This window comes from uncultured Pseudoteredinibacter sp. (genome assembly GCF_947500695.1).
Lineage (GTDB): Bacteria > Pseudomonadota > Gammaproteobacteria > Pseudomonadales > Cellvibrionaceae > Pseudoteredinibacter.
The window spans coordinates 1-14,415 of sequence record NZ_CANMSS010000018.1 but is presented as its reverse complement, the minus strand read 5'-3'; the positions used below and the strand labels follow the sequence as shown (position 1 = coordinate 14,415).

The window sequence follows — 14,415 nt, the reverse complement described above, 5'->3', positions numbered from 1 at the left end:
GTGCGCGCCCTTGCTGAATTTATAATGCGAGGACGTTTGCAGGCGTCAGTGGCCGCCCTTATTGGGAGTTGGTTCCCACTGATTAGCCCGGCTACGGTAGCTTTGGTTACTCTGCGTCGGGGCGTCAGCGACGGTACATTTGTATTGTTGGTGGCGATGTTGCCGGCACTACTGGCACTCTTTGCTAGCGATCTTGGTCCATTAATGGCTTTGATCACCATGCTGAGTCTGTTGTTAGTGTTTGCAGTCGCGCTAGTTTTGCGCCGTAGTATCTCTTGGGGTGCTGCCATTATGGCAATGGTGGCCCTAAGCTCCGCAGGCAGCTTGCTTTTAGGGCAGGTAGTCCCAGCCCCGGTTGAGGGTTTGGTGGAGATTTTAGGAGATCTGTTTAAGGAAATTGAAGCCCAGGCCAAGCAGGGTGAGCAAGCTGCTCAGTTGCCGGTTCCTGGAGAGCGTTTCGCCTTAGGCCTAATTGCCTATGTGTTGGCGCTCAGCAGTATCGCCAGTTTAATTCTGGCGCGCTGGTGGCAGTCCACGCTGTATAACCCAGGTGGTTTCGGTGAGGAGTTTCGTCAGCTAAGGCTGAATATGAGCAGTGTGTTGATCTGCTTCGTTTCGGCTTTGTACTGTTTTAGCCAGGGTAGTGACTACGCTATTTGGGCAAGCTTATTCGGTTTTCCTTTATTACTACAAGGTATTGCCATTGTGCACTTTGTAGTAAAACAGCGGCAGATGGGAACGCAGTGGTTGGTGCTGATGTATTTAGCACTAATTTTTGCAAGCCCTGTGGCAATGCTATTAACGCTACTGGCGGTTCTGGATTCGTGGATTGATTTTCGTGGGCGCTTGTCCCAAAGCAGCTAAGGCTGCAGACAGGCCCACCTAACACAAGAGGGTTAACGAGATGGAAGTTATTCTACTCGAGAAAGTAGGTAAGCTAGGCGGTATCGGCGATCGCGTTGTAGTGAAAGCTGGTTTCGGTCGTAACTACCTAGTACCACAAGGTAAAGCTGTACCTGCAACTAAAGAAAACGTTGCAGACTTCGAAGCGCGTCGCGCTGATTTGGAAGCTGCTGCCGCTGAGAAGAAAGCAGCCGCAGAGGCTCGCGGTGAGAAGTTGACCGATTTGACTGTAACTATCGAAGCCAATGCTGGTGACGAAGGTAAGCTATTCGGTTCTATCGGTACTCGTGACATCGCTGATGCAATCACTAAGACTGGCGTAGAAGTTGCCAAGTCTGAAGTTAAATTGCCAGAAGGTGTTCTGCGTGAAGTAGGTGAATATCAGATTGATATCCAGCTACACGCTGAAGTAACCGTAGCTGTTGCTCTTAACGTTATCCCTGAATAAGGTTTAACGCTTAGCAAAGCTAAAAAACCGCCGCGCTGTAAGGGTGTGGCGGTTTTTTTATGCGTGCTGCTAGAGTTTCAATTGCCTGCTAGCTAAATGACTTTGGTTGAAGTGTTTCCAAATAAAAAAGCACAGTATGGATATAAGTATGTTTAGTTGGCCCTTGAATAGGTCTTGTTGCTCTGCTGTCATAAGCAGACTTAGATGAGAGCAGGCTGTCCAGCAAATAAGCCCCGAGCTGCGTTCAATAACTTCTTTCACGTTAGGCTTCTGAGTGTCTCGATTGACAACTTTGACCTTGAGAAAAAGGTGGCCGAGGGTTCCGTTAAGTGGGCTGCTTAGGCAGATTACATAATAAAATAAATGCAGCGTGAAACCGTGCTTGCCTTCGAGGGCTAGTATTGCGGGGTATGCAAACACTTCTTGTATTCCGACCATGAGCAATAAGATGAGAACCCAATCGATCGCTGTGGCAAAAATAGATGTCGAAAGAACATCTTTCTCAAAAATACCATTTTTTTCGATCCGTTCAGTAAGCTTTGTATTTTTTAAATAATACCAACTGCCGATGGTGATCATGGGGATGAACATAATTGACCAGCTTATAGGGCCGCTATAAAAATCCAAATAAATCCAGTTTGTGTAAATAGTGAATGCAGTTATGATGATTAGGATTGAGCTACGCCGTAGGCAATCTAAAAAACTGAGAGCTTGTCCGTCATATCTAGTTACTCTGATGTTGTTGATGAATTGGCCAGGGGTTCCTTGGAGGGGGCTGCTTAGGAAGGTCAGGTAATAAACGAGTCCTAGTAAAGGTATGTAAATACCGCTGAAGAGAGAGTTGAGTGCGTTCTGCGATGTTAAACTCTTTAGCACTTCAATTAAAGAAATGACAATTGAAATGTCGAGTGCTAGCGCACATATACCCGGCAGAGGAATTTGGAACCCGTCAGTTTTGCTGTTATCTGTTCTGATTTCTGTACTCGGTGGCAAAATGCCATGCAATTCTTGTACTCGATTATATAAACACTGGTGATGGTTGTATGCGGGCTCTTCTGGATCGGCTAAATATTCAAACCAATTAAAAATCGAGTCGATAAACGCCAATACTTCACGGCTAAGGTCTGGCTTTTTCCCCTTGTAGTCAGGTGATTGTGAAAAAGCAATTTTGTCGTAAACAATTTGGCTTGCTTCCAGCCAAAAATCATAATCAGTTAGCTCGGGAAATTCATTGAGAAATAGCCACGCTTGAAGTTTTATGCACTGGTTTGGCTGTGCTAGTAGTTGTTCTAGCTGCTCTTCGAGTTTGGCTAGTTGCTGTGTCTGTACCGCATTATCAGATGTTTCTGTTGTAGTTTCAGACTGGTCGAAGCTTTCATTAGGTGGAGTGTTTGTTAAAGAGTCATGATCGAGCCATTGCTCGTTATTGCTCTCGTCCATCTCCCAGGCTGTGCCCTCGGCAAGCTTATGATCCATTGCTAGAACAGCGTTTAAGCTGTCGGAGTCGACAGAATTAGGAATGCTTTGCTTTGTTTGCCCTTCTAATTCATTGAGCTGGTCTTTCTCAAAATCAAATAGTGCTTGTTTGTAAGCCTGATGCAATTGTTGAAATTGCTCGGGGTTTTTGTCGACGTCAATTGTTTTTAGAGCTTTCGCGTAGGCCCTTTTAATATCACGCTCATTGTGTCCTTCGGGTAGCTTAAAGATGTCCACTCGATTAAGTCCATTCCTGTTCTTCGATAAATTCCAGTAGCTTTTCAAGCTCTTCTTTAGCGCTGGCGATATTTCTTTCATCTTGAGCTTCTAAAGCTGCTTGAAACTGCCCTAGATGCTGCTTGATATATTCGCGTGCTTCACCGAGGGAGGAGCTGTAGGTCATTTCTGCTTTTGCTTGAAGTTCGCGATTTGCTTCATTGTCTCGGGGGTGAAACTTAAGGGCCTGGATTTTACTAATAACTTCTTGTACCTCTTTTTCAGATAAGTGATTGGCCGACTGTTCGATCACTGTAGATACCTTTTTGCCGCTGCTGTGTACCTGTACATCGGCTTCAATGATGCCGCTACTGTCGTGGGTGAGTCGCACATCAATGGCTTCTTCCCCTGCTGGAGCGGCTGGTACCGATACGTTGAGTTTACCAATGTGAATATTGTTGCTGACGTAAGGGTTTTCCCCTTGAAATATGTTCACTTCAATCTGTTTTTGCTTGTCATGAGCGGTGTAGACAGTTTGCACCCGGCTAGTTGGAATTGTCGTGTTGCGCTCAATAATAGGTAAAAAGTAACTACCTTTGTGTGGTGCATCTTGATTAAGAATGTCGATGCCGAGGGTGTAGGGGGAGACATCAGTAAGTACAAAATCATCGAGGGCTTTGTCTTTGGCAGCTAGGCCCGCTTGCACGGCAGTGCCTAGAGCAATTGCGGTGTCTGGATCTATCTGGCTTGACGGTAAGCGGCCGAGTAGCTTGCTCACCATAGAGCGAAAGGGGTGCAGCCGGCTTGATCCTCCAACTAAAATAATTTCATCCAGTTTTTGCGGTGCTAAGTTGGCATCATTGAGTGCTTGGCGAATAGGTCGCTGGGCTTTGAGTAAAAGGTGCGCGCAAGCGGCGTTAAACCAATCACTATCGTAGTTGATTTGATAGTGCTTGCCTTTAACTTCAAAGCTAATGATTTCTTTGAGGTTTGGCCCCGTTTGGCGTTTAGCCGCTTCGAATTGTAGGCGTATTTTTTCAAGTTCGCTAGGGTCTATTTTTTCGATAGCTAGCTCGTGATCCCAAAGGGCTTTTTTTACTAAGGCCTGCAAAAAATCTTCGCCACCTAAATAGTTGTCTCCAGCAGAGGCGTGCACTTCCATAATGCCGTCATAGTACTCAATAAGCGTTACATCAAAGGTGCCGCCGCCCAAGTCTAAAATTAGAAAATAACCTTCGGGTTTCTCATGTAGTCCGAAGGCAAGAGCTGCCGCCGTTGGTTCGTTGATGAGCCTTTTGACTTTTAGGCCAGCTAGTTCGCCTGCTTGTTTGGTCGCTATGCGTTGGCTGTCATTGAAGTAAGCCGGTACGCTAATAATGGCTTCGGTAATGGTTTGCCCAGTGGCGACCTCAGCATCTTCTTTTAGGCTCCTAAGTACAAGGGCGGACAGCTCCGCAGGAGACAGCTTTTTATTTTCAATTTTGCTTAACTGATTACTGCCCATCAAGCGCTTGAAGTTTGCGATGGTTGCTTTGGGTTGGTTGTATAGTTGTGCTTTTGCCACTTCGCCAACACTTAGCTTGGAACTTTCAATGTGCACGACCGAAGGTGTCAGAAATGCTCCTAGGCGGTTGGGCACCAGTTTTGGTCCGTCTTCTGTCCAAATAGCGCATGCACTATTGGTGGTTCCGAGGTCTATCCCTAACAAAGCCATAAATACTCCCTTTTCTTCGCATTAACTTTGGCTGCAAGATAATACCCTAGAGGCCTGTCAAATATCAGTATTGAATTTTGAATCGTGGCGCTGGTTAAAAAGTAGGCTCTGCGAAGTGCTTCGGCTGGTAAGGGGCGCTGCTTTTTACTAAACTGTGCGGCTATTTTCTTGGTTTATCAGGTCGCCAATCGGGGCATTGTGCATGTCAGATAATTACTCAAATACAGCGGATAAGGAAATTCAGGTAGAAATGCCTCACTCGCTAGAGTCAGAGCGTGCCGTATTGGGCGGCCTGATGCTCGATAGCTTGAAGTATGACGCTGTTGCAGAGGCGCTGAGCGAGAAAGACTTCTATAGCGAAGTACACCAGCTAGTGTACAAGCGCATGGCCGAGTTGATTGCGGCCGAAAAGCCCCTAGATATCATCACTGTAGCCGAAGAGCTTGATCGTTATGATGAGTTAGAGCGCTGCGGTGGCCTACATTTCCTAACCGAGCTGGTTGATCAAACGGCCAGTGCTGCGAACGTTGGCGCTTATGCTCAAATCGTTCGCGAGCGTTCTACTCTACGACAGTTAATCAATGCTGCTGGCGAGATCTCCCGTAACAGTATGGCGCCGGCCGGCATGGACTCCGATGACCTGCTGCAGATGGCCGAGCGCAAAGTCGCGCAGATCGCTGAAGAGCGCCCGAAAGAAGGTGGCTTTATTGGTGCCAATGACCTGCTTAAGGTCACCGTAGAAAAAATCGATACTCTGTTTCGCTCCGATAGCGATATCACCGGTTTATCAACGGGTATTGATGAGCTGGATCAGCGTACCTCTGGTTGGCAGCCGGGTGAGATGATTGTTTTAGCGGCACGTCCTTCAATGGGTAAAACAGCGCTGGCGCTCAACTTTGTTGAAGCGGCGATGATGACCCAAGAGCGGCCAAGCCTTGTTTATAGTATGGAAATGCCAGCTGATGCCTTGATGATGCGTATGTTGTCATCCATTGGGCGTATTGATCAGGGCAAAATTCGTAACGGTCAGCTTACCGAAGAAGATTGGCCAAAACTGTCGGCCGCAGTGGCAAAGATCAAAGGTCGTCCTCTTTATATTGATGATACCCCTGGCCTTAGTCCGCAAGAAGTGAGGGCGCGTGCTCGGAAGGTGGCGCGTAGCCATCAAAACCGCCTGCTTACGGAAAACCCCAATATGAGCATTGAAGACGCCGAAGCGCAAAGTCTTCCGGGCATGATCATGATTGACTATTTGCAGCTAATGCAGGTGCCAGGCAGCACTGAAGGTCGAACCCAAGAAATTTCTGAAATCTCCCGCTCATTAAAAGCTATCGCCAAAGAATTTAGCTGTCCGGTTATTGCGCTCTCACAGCTTAACCGTGGTGTGGAGCAGCGTCCCAATAAACGCCCGATGAACTCGGACTTGCGTGAATCGGGTGCGATCGAGCAGGATGCGGATGTCATCCTATTTATTTATCGCGATGAATATTACAACGAAGATAGCCCCGATAAAGGCATCGCGGAATTAATTGTGGGCAAGCAGCGTAATGGTGAGGTAGGTACCTCCAAGGCCGCCTTTGTGGGTAAATTTACGCGCTTTGAAAATTTGGCTCCTGAGTATTACAACCAGCAGGACCCGGGTTATTAATTTTAGCCTGTGCAGCTGCAAGGCTGCGCGCATAGCAGAGACGGTTACATGCAAGTTTTTCATCATATTAAAACCCTTCGTCAATCCTTGAAGGCAGAACGTTTGGCAGGTAAACGCATTGGCTTTGTGCCAACTATGGGTAATCTACACGATGCCCATTTGGAGCTAGTGCGAACCGCGAAAAAAACTTGCGATATCGTAGTGTGCTCGATTTTTGTAAACGGCCTGCAATTTGGTCTGAATGAAGATTGGGATAAGTACCCGCGTACCTTTCATGATGACTGCGATAAATTGCGCAGTGTAGGCTGTGATTTTCTTTTTCATCCCGATGATAATGAGATGTACCCCAACGGTTTGGAAAACCAAACCCGTGTTATCTGCCCAACCATGACTGATGTGCTGTGTGGTGCGAGCCGCCCAGGCCACTTTGAAGGCGTAACCACGGTTGTTACCAAGCTGTTTCATATTGTTGAGCCTGACGAGGCAGTGTTTGGCATTAAGGATTATCAGCAGCTGGCGATTATTCGTCGTATGGTTGAAGATCTTTGTATGGATATCGAAATTACGGCAGCGCCTATCCATCGTGAAAAAGATGGCTTGGCGATGAGTTCGCGCAACGGCTTTATTACCGAAGAAGAGCGCCCCAAAGTGCATGTTTTAAACAAAGCGCTAAATGCTACCGCTGATGCTATAAAATCTGGTGAGAGAGATTACTCTAAGCTGCAGGCCGAAGCGCGCGAGCTGATCCAGGGCGCAGGCTTTAGAATCGACTATTTTAATATCTGTAATAGCAAAGATTTGGAAATGGCTGCTGTGGATGATATGGAAATTACCATCTTGGGTGCTATGTACACTGAAGGTGCTCGTTTGATTGATAATGTTTCTCTAAGTTTAAGTTAAAGAAACATTATCCGGTGTTAGGGTTAAGATTGTTTTAAGAGATTAGCCCTAATGTCTTTCCTTGTGAGTCTTCTTCTATACGGGCAAATTCTTGCTCGCCTCGCGTAAAGACTATAGTCGGCAGGCAGTTAATGTCTAAGCTCGCCTTGTTGCTCATGTAGTGTTCTTTATCTTCATAGCTGATTAGCGAAACCTTTGGGGCTTTACTTCCTAAGGCAGCTTTTATCGCCAGCAGTTCAGAACATTCCCGTACGCAGTCGGGGCACCATGTGGCGTTGTGAAGTTCCACTTTTACGTCGCTAAGGTTTAAATCTATATCGCGGTATTTTTCTTGCTGCTCGGCGATTTCCTTTTGCCAAAGTTGTTCTAGTTCTTGGATGGTCATGATGTCTTTTGCTCAATGTGGCGCTTGCTGTTATGAACTTTGCTTTCGATATTGGCAGCGCCAGGGTAATTTTTCATGATCTATGGGGATCAGTTGTAGGACGTTATTATGCTTTTTGTTGGGGTGGCCATCAAACCTTATTCTAGAGTCGGGGAGTAGCAATATTAACGTGTGCCCCTTGCTGCGCCAGTGGCCATTAGTTATTAGCCCCTTATGTGTTACCTGCCATCGGCGATTGCCCTTTAGCTCCAGTTGCCAGCTGTCTTGGCAGTTTATAGATTGATATTGGCCAGTGAAATCTACCTGCTCTATCTCTGCTGTGGGTATATCTAAGCGATGGCTGCCGTGATCGTTCGCGAGATACAAACCAATATTTCCGTTTTGATAGCTGTGATTACGATAACTGCCGTAGGCTATATGGTCGATTTCTACTCCTTGTTGCTTGAGTAGTTCTATTAAGCTTTGCAGCTCTTGTTGTTTTAAATCGCTAGGGCTTATCAAGGTGTTTTGAGTAAAGGCTTTGGCGCTCTCATTGCTGCGAGCAATAACTTTGAATCCACTTTTGCTTTGCAGCTCTTCGTGCAGATCTTTTTTGTCCCCAAATAAGTGGATAGTGTGGCTGCTGCAGCCTGTGAGTAACATGACTAAAATCGTGGCAGCCAGGCTTACGCCATTTTGTCGTAATTTATTTGCTACTTGTTTAAAGTGCATTTGCTGTCCTTGGCAGTGTGCGTTTTGCGTTTAGGACATCAGCTAATGCCTTGATTGCAAAAGCGGCCCTCGATGCGTTTATCGGCAATATCAAATATGGCCTTCATCATAACGCCATAAACCAAGGTAAGTAAGCTTATGCCGAAGGCGGGTTCAAAATTGCTCCAGTCTTCAATGCCAGCCGCCATGGCGCACCAACCAATTAGTACTCCTAAAGCGCCAATCAGTAGGCTTTGTTTGGCGGCAACTTGTAAAAACAATCGCGCTTGCTGGGTACGTTTCGGGTCTTCAATGGCTTGGCCCTTAAAACATAACTGGCAGCTGTCCATTAAGGCTTGTTTGCTAGTGGAGGCTAAGGCAAGACACAAAACGATTGGAATTAAAAAGGCGGCGGAAGGCACATTGATAAAGCCTCCAAGACCTCCGCTAAGGGCGGCGATTAGGCTTGTCCAAGCGAGGAAAAAACCGATGGCAAAGATGAGTCTCATATTGGGCCTATATTAGGTGGCTGTATTGAGTGGCTGTGTTGTTTGTAGGCCTAAAAGTATAGCCAATCATCGGGCGTTGGCTTTTGGCTGCCTGGGGGGCGGTCCGCTTTCGACGTTTGTCGAACTAGGCAAACGCGCTGTAATCGCTATGATAAGAGGCATATTAATTTATAACTACAGCGATGATGGAGGAGTATCCATGTCAGAATCCCATATCTACCCAGTGCCCAAGGCCCTGGCTGCCAACGCTCATATCGACAAAGAGCGCTATGAGGCCATGTATCAACAGTCTATCGAGCAGCCGGAAGCGTTCTGGACAGTAAAAGCTCATGAGTTTCTGAGCTGGGATAAATCCTTCACCAAAGTACGCGATTTTGATTTTCATCAGGGTGAGGCCAAGTGGTTTGAAGATGGCGTTTTAAACGTCACTACCAACTGTATTGATCGTCATTTGGCCGATAAAGCCGATGAGCCTGCGATTATTTGGGAGGGGGATAACCCTTACGACACTAAAACTATCACCTATCGCAATCTGCATGAGCATGTGTGTAAGTTGGCCAATGCGCTAAAAGCTCGCGGTGTTAAAAAGGGCGATCGAGTTTGTATTTATATGCCGATGATCGTCGAGGCCGCATACGCTATGTTGGCTTGTGCTCGCATCGGTGCAGTTCATTCGGTGGTGTTTGGTGGCTTTTCACCTGATGCTCTTAAAGATCGTATTTTAGACTCTGACTGCCAGGTTTTAATTACCGCCGATGAGGGCGTACGTGGTGGTAAAGCTGTCCCGCTAAAATACAATGCTGATCGCGCTCTTGAAAGTTGTCCTGATGTTCACACTTGCTTGGTGGTTAAACGCACCGGTGGTCGAATCGATTGGAACGAAGAGCGTGATGTTTGGTACCACGTAGCGGTTCCAGCGGCTGATGAGCATTGTGACCCTGAGCCGATGAAGGCTGAAGACCCGTTGTTTATTCTGTATACCTCCGGCTCAACCGGCAAGCCAAAAGGGGTGATGCACACCACGGGCGGCTATCTACTGCATACGGCGATGACCCATAAATACACCTTTGACTACCAAGCTGGTGAGGTTTACTGGTGTACGGCTGATGTGGGTTGGGTAACGGGCCACAGTTATATTGTGTATGGCCCGCTCACCAATGGTGCCATTACTTTGATGTTTGAAGGTGTGCCGACTTATCCAGATGCTGGTCGTTTTTGGGATATTGTTGATAAACACCAAGTAAATACTTTCTATACCGCGCCAACGGCTATCCGTGCCTTGATGGGTGCAGGTGATGAGTTTGTTAAGCGCTCCAACCGTTCTTCTTTGCGTTTATTAGGTACAGTTGGCGAGCCAATTAATCCTGAGGCTTGGGAGTGGTATCACCGCGTGATTGGTGAAGGCCGTTGCCCAATTGTTGATACTTGGTGGCAGACAGAAACTGGTGGTCACATGTTAACGCCATTACCTGGTGCAACTGAGTTAAAGCCAGGTTCGGCGACCTTGCCTTTCTTTGGTGTAGAGCCTGTGCTGCTTGATGCAGAAGGTAAAGAGATGGAAGGTGCGGGCGAGGGAAGCTTGGCGATCAAAGCATCTTGGCCTGGTCAGATTCGCTCTGTATACGGTGATCATCAGCGTTGTATTGATACCTATTACAGCACTTACCCTGGCTATTACTTTACTGGTGACGGCGCTCGTCGCGATGAGGATGGCTACTACTGGATTACTGGACGTGTTGATGATGTGCTAAATGTTTCTGGTCACCGTATGGGGACTGCGGAAATTGAATCAGCACTTGGCTTGCATGCTCAAGTGGCCGAAGCAGCCGTTGTTGGTTACCCTCACGATATTAAGGGGCAGGGTATTTACTGCTATGTCACCTTGATGGATGGCGAAGAGCCTTCTGATGAATTGAAGAAGGAGTTGGTTGGTCTTTGTAATCAAGAGATTGGGCCAATTGCTAAGCCAGATTTAATTCAGTGGGCGCCAGGCTTGCCGAAAACGCGTTCGGGTAAAATTATGCGTCGAATTTTGCGTAAGGTTGCTGCGAATGAGTTGGAAAACCTAGGTGATACTTCAACCTTGGCAGATCCTTCTGTAGTCGATCAGCTAATTGATAATCGACTCAATAAATAAGTGCAAGTCAGGGTCAGAACCCAAGGGTTCTGACCCCTGCCGCAGGCACAGTCTCAATGCTCCCCAAGCAACTCCCAAAATGCCGCAATAATCCTATCTTTTTCTAAGCGTTTGCTGCGCGTACAAATCCCAACATCGTAATCCCCAAGTGGCAGAGCTTTTTCTACCAGCTTAACCTGTTTCGCCTGCGGGCTGTTGTCCACTACGATTTGTGGGGCAAAGCCTAAACCAAGATCGAGCGCTACCATGCTTACAATGGCTTCATGACCGCTGACTTGGGCGTATATATTGGGTTTGAGCTTTTTCTTCTGAAACCAGGCGTCGAGCCTTTCTCGAGTAAGGCCTGTTTCAGGAATGATCAATGGAACTTCCGCCCAGTCTTTATCGTTCTTGGGGGTGGGAATGCTGGCCTTCTTAGCTTGCAAGCATAGCAGTGGTGAGTGAACCATACTGTGAAAACTTAGCTCCTTGCTTAACTTTTCGGGCTTGGCGGTAATGCACAAATCTTCATGGCCTCCTAGCACTCTGCGAATAGCGTCGGCCGGATCTCCGGTGTGTAGGTTGATCTCGACCTTGGGATGTTCTTGCCTGAAGCGTTTTAATATTTGGTAGAGAAGGCTATAACTGGCGGTGACAGAGCAATAGAGGCTGACACTGCCACTTAGTTCTCCGTCGCTGGCATTTAGGTCTTGGCGAAAAGTTTCCCATTGCTCTAATGATTCGCGGGCATAGCTCTGCAGTTTGCGTCCTTGAGGGGTGAGTTGTACTTGGCGATTGTCTCGCTCAAACAGTTTGCACTCCAAGCGTTCTTCCAGTTGCTGAATTTGTCTGCTTAGGGCGGAGGGGCTTAGGTTCATAGCTTCGGCGGTGCGACTAAAGTGCAGGCTTTGGGCTAGGTGTAAAAATAGCTTAAGGCTTTTGCTATCCATCGGCGCAGATATTCCATGTTGCAAAATGTGGGATGTTATCTTGCAAATATATCATTTTACGCAACGCATTTAAATGGCTAGTATTCACCTCGTTAAAGTATGGCACTGAGCCAGCTAATAGAATTTTTGGAGTACAAAATGCAGGTTTATTACGATAAGGATTGCGATCTTTCTATCATCCAAGGTAAGAAGGTTTCTATCATTGGTTACGGCTCGCAGGGTCATGCGCATGCATGTAACTTGAAAGACTCTGGCGTGGATGTGACTGTTGGTCTGCGTGCTGGTTCTTCTTCTGTTGCGAAAGCTGAGGCTCACGGCCTTAAGGTAACTGAAGTTGCTGAAGCTGTTGCTTCTGCAGATGTTGTAATGATCCTAACTCCAGATGAATTCCAGGGTCAGTTGTACGCCGAGGAAATCGAGCCAAACATTAAGCAGGGCGCTACTTTGGCTTTTGCTCACGGCTTTGCGATTCACTACAACCAAGTTGTTCCGCGTGCAGATCTAGATGTAATCATGATTGCGCCTAAGGCACCGGGTCATACAGTTCGTAACGAGTTTGTTAATGGTGGTGGTATTCCCGATCTGATTGCAATCTATCAGGATGCTTCTGGCAAGGCTAAAGAGGTTGCGCTTTCTTACGCTATGGGCGTAGGTGGTGGTCGCTCGGGTATTATCGAAACTACCTTTAAAGACGAGACTGAAACTGATTTGTTCGGTGAGCAGGCTGTATTGTGTGGTGGCGCGGTTGAGTTGGTTAAGGCTGGCTTTGAAACTCTGACTGAAGCAGGCTATGCGCCAGAAATGGCTTACTTCGAGTGTTTGCACGAGTTGAAGTTGATTGTTGACCTGATGTACGAAGGCGGTATCGCCAACATGAACTACTCCATTTCAAACAATGCTGAGTATGGTGAGTACGTGACTGGTCCTGAGGTTATTAACGAAGAGTCTCGTCAGGCTATGCGTAATGCCCTTAAGCGTATCCAGGATGGTGAGTATGCCAAGATGTTTATTGCTGAAGGTCAGACTAACTACCCATCTATGACTGCGCGTCGTCGTAATAATGCGGCCCACCCAATCGAGAAGGTAGGTGCTGAGTTGCGCGCCATGATGCCTTGGATTGAGTCCAACAAGATCATCGATAAAACCAAAAACTAAGGTGCAGCCCTAGAGGCAGAATTATAAGCACTGTAGCAATAGCCCCCTTTATCGGTGGTCCTCTAAGCCCTGGCTAACGCCGGGGCTTTTTGGTTCTGGTCATTGCCGCGCCGCCCCAGTATGATGCGGCTCTACAACGGTATTGTTCTAGGATTTATATGAATCAACCAGAAAACCAAGATAACAATAAAGACAATTCAGGCGAGGATAAAAGCCTGGAAAATCTATTGCCTATCGATGAGCATGTGGAAGAAGTGGCCGAGAATGGCCAAAAAGTGGTGCACCGCGGGGTATACCTGCTTCCCAACCTAATTACCACGGGTGCGCTATTCAGCGGTTTCTACGCCATTATTGCTGGCATGCATCAAAACTTTGAGTCAGCCGCTATTGCGATTTTTGTGGCTATGATTCTTGATGGGCTAGATGGCCGTGTGGCACGCATGACCAATACCGCTTCTGAGTTTGGCGTGCAGTATGATTCTTTATCCGACATGGTTTCGTTCGGCTTGGCACCGGCCATGGTGGTGTTCTCTTGGGGCTTCGCTGAGCTAGGAAAATTTGGTTGGACGGCTGCGTTTACCTACGCTGCTTGTGCGGCACTTCGCCTGGCGCGCTTTAATACCCAAGTGGATGTAGTCGATAAGCGTTACTTTGTCGGCTTGGCGAGCCCAGCCGCGGCGGCGATAGTGGCTGGCATAGTTTGGCAGTGGAATGATGTGTTGCTATCTACCGAGCTTGCTATGCTGGTGGCGATCGTGACCATCTTTGCTGGTTTGCTGATGGTATCCAATGTTAAGTACAGCAGCTTTAAAGGTATCGATCTTCGTGGCCGTGTTCCTTTTGTAGTAATGCTGGCGGTGGTCATTGGTTTTGCTGTTGTGAGTAGTGCGCCCTCTACAATGTTGCTAGTGATCTTTGGTATCTACGGTTTATCTGGACCGGTATTGTGGTGCTGGCGTTTGTTTCGCCCGGTAGAAGAAAATTAGTTCTTTAGTTATTTGATTTCCCTAATAGGTGGTCTATGTTTATAGGCTCCTGTCGGAACAAGGCCGCCGGAAGGCGGCCTTTCTCGTTGGATATCCCAGAAGTAAAAGAAGGCTCGATTAACAGCTTTCATGCAAATTTAAGCGTCTTTAAATATTTTTGTAAAAAAACTTCAAAAAGGGCTTGCCAAGGTTTCGATGCTGCGTATAATGCGCGCCTCTCCTGACGGGGAAGAGCAGAAAAGCAAAGCTGATGAGGCGGTTTTTCAGGCAAGTGTTACAAGGTTTAGCGAGTTTCCAAAACAACGTTAAACACTTGAAA

General features: G+C 47.2%; 13 protein-coding genes. 7 read left to right on the top strand and 6 right to left on the bottom strand.

Annotation, left to right across the window (positions count from 1 at the left end; all coding sequences use genetic code 11):
• Both Q1A08_RS20965 and rplI read left to right on the top strand, forming a co-directional pair.
• Nucleotides 1-864 carry a hypothetical protein gene (locus Q1A08_RS20965; protein ID WP_299776357.1) on the top strand — a complete coding sequence of 288 codons (864 nt, stop codon included), beginning with the start codon at nt 1-3 and terminating at the stop codon, nt 862-864.
• Between the two features lie 40 nt (nt 865-904).
• A complete protein-coding gene (gene rplI / locus Q1A08_RS20960) occupies nt 905-1,351 on the top strand; it encodes a 50S ribosomal protein L9 (RefSeq protein WP_299776356.1) in 447 nt (148 codons plus the stop codon).
• A gap of 69 nt (nt 1,352-1,420) precedes the next feature.
• On the opposite strand, the gene Q1A08_RS20955 is transcribed toward rplI, so the two are convergent.
• Together Q1A08_RS20955 and Q1A08_RS20950 are read right to left on the bottom strand one after the other, a co-directional pair.
• Nucleotides 1,421-3,145: an RDD family protein gene (locus Q1A08_RS20955; RefSeq protein ID WP_299776355.1), complete on the bottom strand. Its 1,725-nt coding sequence runs from the start codon at nt 3,143-3,145 to the stop codon at nt 1,421-1,423.
• On the bottom strand, nt 3,069-4,757 hold the full coding sequence (locus Q1A08_RS20950) for an Hsp70 family protein (protein ID WP_299776354.1): 1,689 nt from the start codon (nt 4,755-4,757) through the stop codon (nt 3,069-3,071). Before Q1A08_RS20950 ends, Q1A08_RS20955 begins: the two co-directional genes overlap by 77 nt.
• A 202-nt stretch (nt 4,758-4,959) precedes the next feature.
• Here Q1A08_RS20950 and dnaB point away from each other — a divergent pair, with 202 nt between their 5' ends.
• Both dnaB and panC read left to right on the top strand, forming a co-directional pair.
• Nucleotides 4,960-6,405, top strand: a complete 1,446-nt coding sequence (gene dnaB / locus Q1A08_RS20945) for a replicative DNA helicase (RefSeq protein ID WP_299776353.1) — start codon at nt 4,960-4,962, stop codon at nt 6,403-6,405.
• 48 nt (nt 6,406-6,453) lie between these two features.
• Nucleotides 6,454-7,305: a pantoate--beta-alanine ligase gene (panC, locus tag Q1A08_RS20940; protein ID WP_299776352.1), complete on the top strand. Its 852-nt coding sequence runs from the start codon at nt 6,454-6,456 to the stop codon at nt 7,303-7,305.
• A 34-nt stretch (nt 7,306-7,339) separates the two neighbouring features.
• Here the strand turns inward: panC and Q1A08_RS20935 are convergent, their stop codons facing one another.
• The 3 genes from Q1A08_RS20935 to Q1A08_RS20925 are packed head-to-tail and all read right to left on the bottom strand — an operon-like array spanning nt 7,340 to nt 8,889.
• The gene (locus Q1A08_RS20935) at nt 7,340-7,690 is read right to left on the bottom strand and encodes a thioredoxin family protein (protein WP_299776351.1); all 351 of its coding nucleotides are present in this window, start codon (nt 7,688-7,690) and stop codon (nt 7,340-7,342) included.
• A 30-nt stretch (nt 7,691-7,720) separates the two neighbouring features.
• The gene (locus Q1A08_RS20930; RefSeq protein WP_299776350.1) at nt 7,721-8,401 is read right to left on the bottom strand and encodes a hypothetical protein; all 681 of its coding nucleotides are present in this window, start codon (nt 8,399-8,401) and stop codon (nt 7,721-7,723) included.
• Nucleotides 8,402-8,439: 38 nt separating this feature from the next.
• A complete protein-coding gene (locus Q1A08_RS20925; RefSeq protein WP_299776349.1) occupies nt 8,440-8,889 on the bottom strand; it encodes a hypothetical protein in 450 nt (149 codons plus the stop codon).
• A 199-nt stretch (nt 8,890-9,088) separates the two neighbouring features.
• Here Q1A08_RS20925 and acs point away from each other — a divergent pair, with 199 nt between their 5' ends.
• A complete protein-coding gene (acs, locus tag Q1A08_RS20920; protein WP_299776348.1) occupies nt 9,089-11,026 on the top strand; it encodes an acetate--CoA ligase in 1,938 nt (645 codons plus the stop codon).
• A 53-nt stretch (nt 11,027-11,079) separates the two neighbouring features.
• Here the strand turns inward: acs and ilvY are convergent, their stop codons facing one another.
• Nucleotides 11,080-11,955, bottom strand: coding sequence for an HTH-type transcriptional activator IlvY (gene ilvY, locus Q1A08_RS20915; protein WP_299776347.1), 876 nt, complete (start codon nt 11,953-11,955; stop codon nt 11,080-11,082).
• 138 nt (nt 11,956-12,093) lie between these two features.
• Here ilvY and ilvC point away from each other — a divergent pair, with 138 nt between their 5' ends.
• Both ilvC and pssA read left to right on the top strand, forming a co-directional pair.
• A complete protein-coding gene (gene ilvC / locus Q1A08_RS20910; protein WP_299776346.1) occupies nt 12,094-13,110 on the top strand; it encodes a ketol-acid reductoisomerase in 1,017 nt (338 codons plus the stop codon).
• Between the two features lie 158 nt (nt 13,111-13,268).
• Nucleotides 13,269-14,096, top strand: coding sequence for a CDP-diacylglycerol--serine O-phosphatidyltransferase (gene pssA, locus Q1A08_RS20905; RefSeq protein WP_299776345.1), 828 nt, complete (start codon nt 13,269-13,271; stop codon nt 14,094-14,096).
• The last annotated feature ends 319 nt before the right edge of the window (nt 14,097-14,415 follow it).

Coding starts and splice junctions, on each gene's coding strand:
- Q1A08_RS20955 (WP_299776355.1), bottom strand. CDS start 3,145: ATGAAAGAAATATCGCCAGCGCTAAAGAAGAGCTTGAAAAGCTACTGG.
- Q1A08_RS20930 (WP_299776350.1), bottom strand. CDS start 8,401: ATGCACTTTAAACAAGTAGCAAATAAATTACGACAAAATGGCGTAAGC.
- Q1A08_RS20925 (WP_299776349.1), bottom strand. CDS start 8,889: ATGAGACTCATCTTTGCCATCGGTTTTTTCCTCGCTTGGACAAGCCTA.
- Q1A08_RS20935 (WP_299776351.1), bottom strand. CDS start 7,690: ATGACCATCCAAGAACTAGAACAACTTTGGCAAAAGGAAATCGCCGAG.
- acs (WP_299776348.1), top strand. CDS start 9,089: ATGTCAGAATCCCATATCTACCCAGTGCCCAAGGCCCTGGCTGCCAAC.
- panC (WP_299776352.1), top strand. CDS start 6,454: ATGCAAGTTTTTCATCATATTAAAACCCTTCGTCAATCCTTGAAGGCA.
- ilvY (WP_299776347.1), bottom strand. CDS start 11,955: ATGGATAGCAAAAGCCTTAAGCTATTTTTACACCTAGCCCAAAGCCTG.
- dnaB (WP_299776353.1), top strand. CDS start 4,960: ATGTCAGATAATTACTCAAATACAGCGGATAAGGAAATTCAGGTAGAA.
- ilvC (WP_299776346.1), top strand. CDS start 12,094: ATGCAGGTTTATTACGATAAGGATTGCGATCTTTCTATCATCCAAGGT.
- rplI (WP_299776356.1), top strand. CDS start 905: ATGGAAGTTATTCTACTCGAGAAAGTAGGTAAGCTAGGCGGTATCGGC.
- Q1A08_RS20950 (WP_299776354.1), bottom strand. CDS start 4,757: ATGGCTTTGTTAGGGATAGACCTCGGAACCACCAATAGTGCATGCGCT.
- pssA (WP_299776345.1), top strand. CDS start 13,269: ATGAATCAACCAGAAAACCAAGATAACAATAAAGACAATTCAGGCGAG.